The following is a 6767-nucleotide window of genomic DNA, read 5'->3' on the forward strand; positions in this document are numbered from 1 at the left end:
TTTCCCTGTTCTTTAGAAATATGCTAAGACCTATTGCCCGTACGCTCGGTTTGGCAGATGCCATACATCTTCTAAGAAGAACTACCCATGCCTTTTCGTGGACCCATACCAAAGCTTTTGTTGGAAAAAACTCGGATACGGTAGTGGATATATTGTTGATGAATGCAACGGCCAATCCCAAACCAGTACCTCCGACTTGGGTAAATGCAGGCTTCAAAACTTGGTGGAAACTCCCAGCAGCCGATCAGCAAAAAGTGGTAGACGAGGTTTATAAAAGAGTTTATGAAGAAAACTATGAGCTCAAACGCTGGTGGATGGAAGAAATGACCAAAGACAATTTAAGTATCAGAGAAAAAATGACACTTTTTTGGCATGGACACTTCACCACCAAATTTGCCATTGACGACCCCATGCACGCCGCTTTGATGTACCGCCAAAATACCCTTTTTAGAAATCTATGCCTCGGAAATTTCAGAGAATTGTTAGAAAAAATTTGTATTGATGGGGCTATGCTCTTCTTTTTGAACGGAAAAGACAGCACTAAAAATGCACCAAACGAGAATTTCTCCAGAGAATTGCTAGAGCTTTATACAACTGGAATCGGACATTATACCGAAGACGATGTGAAAGAGGGTGCTCGAGTTTTCACAGGCTGGAAAGTCAATATTTTTACAGATGAATGGAAGCAATATCCTATTTTTCAGCCTTTCCTAAATTCTGATGAACATGATTTTAATTCTAAAGCCTATCTAGGGCAAATAATATCAGGCGACGCTTCGAGCAAAACAGAGACTCTAGCTCTTCAAGAAATCAAGACACTCATAAATACCATACTTCTAAAAAAGTCAGTGGTGGTATCTGAATTTATTTGTGAAAAACTATTTAGGTTTTTTGTATACAGCAAACCTCAAGCTGAAGACGAGGCATTAATAAAAATTTTGGCCAAAACTTTTAGAGATAATAATTGGGAAATAAAACCCGTTGTCAGTCAATTACTTAAATCAGATTTGTTTTTTAGCGATGCCGTCAGAGGTGTCCAAATCAAAACTCCCGCTGAAACCATTGTAGGTATCACCAAGCATTTTGACGTCAAAGGCGACTGGAAAGAATGGGTAATGGTGACCATGGGCCAAGAGTTGCTGAATCCTCCAAATGTAGCTGGCTGGCCAGGCTATCGAAAATGGGCCGATACCCGAACGTTCCCTTTTGCAGTTCAACAAATGGGTTATTTTATCTGGAATCAGTCCAATCCCCAAATGATAACTTGGGCAGGCCAGTTTGACGAAAAAGAAAACTCTGGTAGGCTAATTGAACAGATTCTTCAGCTGTTTTTCGCAAAAAGTCCTACGGTTGCTCAAAAAGAAAAATACAAAAAGGAGCTACTAGGTGGTAACCCAGACTATGAATGGCCAAACATGTTTAAAAATAGCGAAGTTGGTGGATTTAGGTTAAAACTTTTAATGATTTCCTTGGTCAAATCTCCAGACTTTCACTTGTGTTAATAACCATGAACAGAAGAAAATTCATAAAATATTCGTCGGCAACAGCGGCATTTTCTGCAGGTTTCAATCTGGGTAAAATACCGGTTTGGGCAAAAACATTAGACCTTGACCATCCTGACGATAATGTGTTGGTTATTATACAAATGTTTGGTGGAAATGATGCTTTGAATACCGTGATTCCGGCCGACAACGACTTGTACTATTCAAAATTTCGAAAAACACTTAATATTCCAAAATCAAAAGCATTAAAGCTGAGTAATACAAATTCGTACCTCAATCCAGCTTTAAAAAATGGTAAGAATGATGGGATGTTTGGTTTGTTTAAAAATGGAAATTTAGCTGTAATTCAGGGTGTTGGATATCCAAATCCTAACCTTTCACATTTCCGATCTACGGATATTTGGTTGAGCGGAATTACTCCTGCCAATGACTCTGAGAGACTGGAATCGGGTTGGCTCGGAAGATATTTTGACAAGGTAAATGAGGTTTCGGAACATCCAGACTGCATGAACATCGGAAGTTCTTCGTCGTTACTTTTTTCTACTGGCACCGCAGATGTAGGTATTTCTGTTGAAAATCCCAATGATTTTTACGAACGAGGGAAAGACTTGCTGTCTGGTGAGGGCTTTTTAACGGGAAGTGGGGCTTATGTGGATGAACGAAACTTTCTTTTGGATCTAAGTATCCAATCCAACAAATACTCGAAAGTCGTAAAAAATGCTTTTGATTCTGGCAAAAACACCACCGAATATGCAAAAGGTAAGCTATCCGATGAACTGAAATTGGTTTCAAGGCTTATTTCAGGCGGCTTGAAAACCAAAGTTTATTTATTGAGCATTGATGGATTTGATACCCACGCTGGTCAGGGCACTACCGACGGAAAACACGCTGGTTTGCTGTCAGAAATCAGTAATGCAGTTTCGTACTTTATGGCAGATTTGAAAACCCAAAACCTTTCAAAAAACGTTTTAGGTATGACGGTCTCAGAGTTTGGAAGAAGGCCCAATCAAAATGACAGCAACGGCACCGACCACGGAGCGGCTGGAGTGATGTTTATGTTTGGCGAAGACGTAAACGGAAAGGTTTATGGCAAAGCACTTGATTTCAATAATTTAGACAAAAACAAGGATTTCGTTTATCAATATGACTACCGATCTGTTTATGATGAAGTTCTCTCAAAATGGCTTGGAAGCGATGGAAATACTACCAATCAGATTTTGGGGAAGAGGTTTGAAAGCATTGAGGGAGGTATTTTAGTAAAACGGTCTTCCATTTTATTGTCAAACGAGAAACCAATCCAATCTTTGATTTACCCCAATCCGACTGTTGATGGAAGAATTTTATTAAAGACACATTTAGAACCACGAGAAACACTTACTGTAAATCAGGTTGATTCTTTGGGAAGAAAATACGCTGTTTTTCAAAATATTCAAATGGGAAGCGGTCAGACGGAAATTCCAGTACAACTTATTGGAAAACCCGGTACTCATATTTTGGAAGTCTTAAAGGCTGATAAAAAGGAAACTGTGCGTGTCATTTGGCTTTGAAAATTAGGGGATTGGATATTTTTTAAAAGGTCGTACATCTTATTTCCCTCCTGCCCAAATCCCACAAAATTCACCAATCATCTAAGAAATAGGGGTATATATCTAATAATTGTCTCATTTTGAGAAAATGTTGTTATTTTTGGTTTTTTCAAACTCAATCAACCTTTTTCTTATGATTAAGATTTTCTCTACTTTATTTTTAAGTGTTTTGGCATGGTTTGGCTTTTTAGCCGATAAACCCACTCCACCAGATTGGAACCGCTTCACCAAAGTTGTATTGGCCGAAGGACTTGACGAACCTATGGAAATGGCGTTTTTACCAGGTAATAAAATCATAATTGTCGAAAGAAAAGGCGGTGTGAAAATCGTCAATGAAAAAACAAAGGAAGTTTTGGATGCCGGTTTTATAACGGTTAATACCAAATACACCAATAAACAAGGCCAAACACGTGAAGCCGAAGAAGGTTTGATGGGCGTGAGCCTTGACCCCAAATTCACTACAAATCATTGGGTTTATCTTTATTATGCTCACCCGAAAGAGTCGAAGCACGTTCTTTCTAGATTTGTTTTGAAAAACGATACACTCGTTATGGCCTCCGAAAAACAAATATTAGACGTGAAAACCCAAAGAGAAGAATGTTGCCATACAGGCGGCGGTATGACTTGGGACAAAGCCGATAATTTGTTTTTAACAGTAGGAAACAATACCGTAAACCCTCGACAGGGTTCATCTAATTTGGTAGAAACACTAGGTAAGGAAAATGAAGACGACCAACGTGCACCAGGAAATACAAACGATTTGAGAGGTAAAATCCTAAGAATTCACCCAGAGGCAAACGGAACTTACACGATTCCAAAAGGCAATTTATTTCCAGAAGGCACAGCAAAAACCCGCCCAGAAATATATACCATGGGTCACAGAAACGCTTGGAGACCAACTTTGGACTCCAAAACAGGTTTTCTATATTGGGGTGAAGTTGGCCCTGATGCATCCAAAGATTCTACCTGGGGGCCAAGAGGCTATGATGAGTTTAATCAAGCCAAAGGTCCTGGATTTTTCGGCTGGCCTTATTTTATCGGAAAGAACTTTCCTTACAAAAAATACAATTCTGCTGACGGTACTTATGGTGAGCCATTTGATGTAAACAACCCAGTAAATAACTCAGTAAACAATACTGGTCTGGTCAACTTGCCTAAACCCGTGCCAGCTATGATCTATTATCCTTATGGGCCATCTACAGACTTCCCTTTGGTTGGTACATCCGGTAGGAGTGCTACTGGCGGTCCGGTATTCAGAAAGGCCGATTTCAAAACTGCTCCAAGACCATGGCCAGGCTACTATGAAGGAAAATGGCTTATCACCGAGTTTATGCGTGGTTGGATAATGGCCGTTACGATGGATGAAAATGGTGATTATGTATCTATGGAGAGGGTGTTGCCGGATATGAATTTTAGTTCGGCTATAGACATGGATTTCGGCCCTAGCGGCGACATGTATGTTTTAGAATATGGTTCTGCTTGGTTTAGAGGAAATGACAATTCGAAATTGGTGAAAATAGAATACAATGCTGGAAATAGAAGGCCAAATGTGGTGGCTAAGGCAGATAAAACTTCGGGTGCATTGCCGCTGGCAGTTAAGTTTTCAGCCGAAGGTTCAAACGATTTTGATCCTGAAGATGCGGGTAAGTTGTCTTACAAATGGAAAATAACCGATGCAAAGAAAGCAGTAGTGGCAAATTTGGTGGGGAAAGAGCCGGTTTACACCTTTAAAACTGCTGGAAATTTTATTGCTACTTTGGAGGTATCGGATACAAAAGGAGCTAAAAATAGTATTTCGCTACCCGTAACAGCAGGTAACACCGCCCCTGAAGTCGATATTGAATTGGAAGCTACAAATCAGACTTTTTACTTTGGCAAGAACCCGATTGGATACAAAGTAAAGGTAAAGGACAAAGAAGATGGAGATAAAATAAAGTCTGAGGAAGTAGCCGTTACGTTCGATTATTTGCCGCAGGGTTTTGACCCTATTGAAATTGCAGCCAAACAAAAAAGTGCTGACGATATGGCTTCTTATGCTGTGGGACGCAATTTAATTGAGGCCTCTGACTGTAAGTCATGTCACCAATATACTACGAAGTCTATCGGGCCAAGCTACCAAGCTGTGGCAGATAAATATTCAAATACTCCTGAGAATATGGCCTATTTGGTGAAAAAAATCAAAGAAGGCGGTAGTGGAGTTTGGGCCGAACACGGCATGAGTGCTCACCCAGATTTAAGTGAGGTAAATGCCAAACGTATGGCAGATTATATTTTTAGTCTTGCGTCTAATAATGCAAACGTATCGAAGTTGGCTTTGACAGGAAGCGTAAAGCCTGAGAATCCAAGCTATGAAACTGCGGCGGGTAGCTTTGTTTTAAGAGCGGCTTATAAAGACAAAGGAGCTATGAAAACCAAGTCGCTATTGAAAGAGAAATTGGTGGTTTTGCGTCCTAATTACCTTCGTCCGCAAGATTTGGATGGTTCGTTTAGTACGCAAGTCATAACTACACCTGGCTATTCGTTCTCCTTGGTTGGCGATAAATCTTTTGGTTATTACAAAAACATTGATTTGACATCTATCAAGGAAATTATAGCCTATGTGCAAGCCAGTGCTAGAAACGGAGCCATTGGTGGTAAAGTTGAGTTGAGATTAGACAAAGTTGATGGGCCACTTTTGGCTACTTCCGAGTATGTTGGTTTGAAAGAATTGGGTTTTGAAAGACCTCCAGCAGGCACAAACATGGCCGAGTGGAGTCGAAATCGCTCAGGAAAAGCTAAGTTGACGCTGAATCAAGCTGTAAGTGGTAAACATGATATCTATCTGGTATTTAGAAATGAAAAAGCCACAAAATCAGATGTAATTTTACAATTAACAGAAGTTGGTTTTTTCCAATAAACCAGGCTGTATCCAATAATAAAAAGCACCTTTCGAGGTAGTCATGGTCGGAAGATTAAATATCTTCCGGCCATTTTTTGTTATTAATGATTTGTCGTTGTCTTAGACTTATGAATTTGTATCTTTGGCTACGCTTTCTTAAAATCTAATGACAAATTTCAAGAACCACAAGGTATCAGTAAGCCAACTGATAGGGTTAATACCAGAGGCTTTATTAACCCACCTATCCTCTAATACGAATGTTGACTATTATACTAAAGTATTGCATGCCAAAAAGGTATTCTATCTACTACTTTATGGAATTCTAGACAATGAGAAATTAAGCCAACGCACTTTAGAAGATACTTTTAACGATTCGGGATTTAAAGTACTGTTTGACTTAGATGAAAGGGAAACCGTAGTCAGAAGCTCCATTTCGGAAAGGCTTTCAAAGATTGACTATCATTACTTTATGGAATTCTAGACAATGAGAAATTAAGCCAACGCACTTTAGAAGATACTTTTAACGATTCGGGATTTAAAGTACTGTTTGACTTAGATGAAAGGGAAACCGTAGTCAGAAGCTCCATTTCGGAAAGGCTTTCAAAGATTGACTATCATTACTTTAAGGAAGTCTATGAGTTCATCTACACTACTTTTTCAGATTATTATGCTTATAGTGAGCAGTTAAAGTACAATTTGATTCGGGTAGACAGCACCATGGTGAGTGAGATGTCTGGCAAACTTAAAGAGGGGCTCGATAATAAAAGCGGAAAGAAATCTGTAAAATATTCTGTGACATTT

At 39.4% G+C, this 6767-nt stretch carries 4 protein-coding genes; all 4 read left to right on the forward strand.

The features are described 5' to 3' along the window. Positions 1 to 20: 20 nt before the first annotated feature. The 4 genes from EGI26_RS10920 (at position 21) to EGI26_RS10935 (ending at position 6447) form a co-directional block, all read left to right on the forward strand. Complete coding sequence (locus tag EGI26_RS10920) at positions 21 to 1502, forward strand: DUF1800 family protein (protein ID WP_255078292.1); 1482 nt, start codon at positions 21 to 23, stop codon at positions 1500 to 1502. Between the two features lie 5 nt (positions 1503 to 1507). Then, positions 1508 to 3049 (forward strand): DUF1501 domain-containing protein, encoded by a 1542-nt coding sequence (locus tag EGI26_RS10925; RefSeq protein ID WP_255078293.1) that lies wholly within the window; start codon positions 1508 to 1510, stop codon positions 3047 to 3049. A gap of 172 nt (positions 3050 to 3221) precedes the next feature. Then, positions 3222 to 5984, forward strand: coding sequence for a PQQ-dependent sugar dehydrogenase (locus EGI26_RS10930; RefSeq protein ID WP_255078294.1), 2763 nt, complete (start codon positions 3222 to 3224; stop codon positions 5982 to 5984). A 148-nt stretch (positions 5985 to 6132) separates the two neighbouring features. Then, a complete protein-coding gene (locus EGI26_RS10935) occupies positions 6133 to 6447 on the forward strand; it encodes a hypothetical protein (protein WP_255078295.1) in 315 nt (104 codons plus the stop codon). Positions 6448 to 6767 lie beyond the last annotated feature (320 nt).

The organism is Lacihabitans sp. CCS-44, assembly GCF_024343735.1.
In the GTDB taxonomy this organism is placed as follows: Bacteria; Bacteroidota; Bacteroidia; order Cytophagales; family Spirosomataceae; genus Leadbetterella.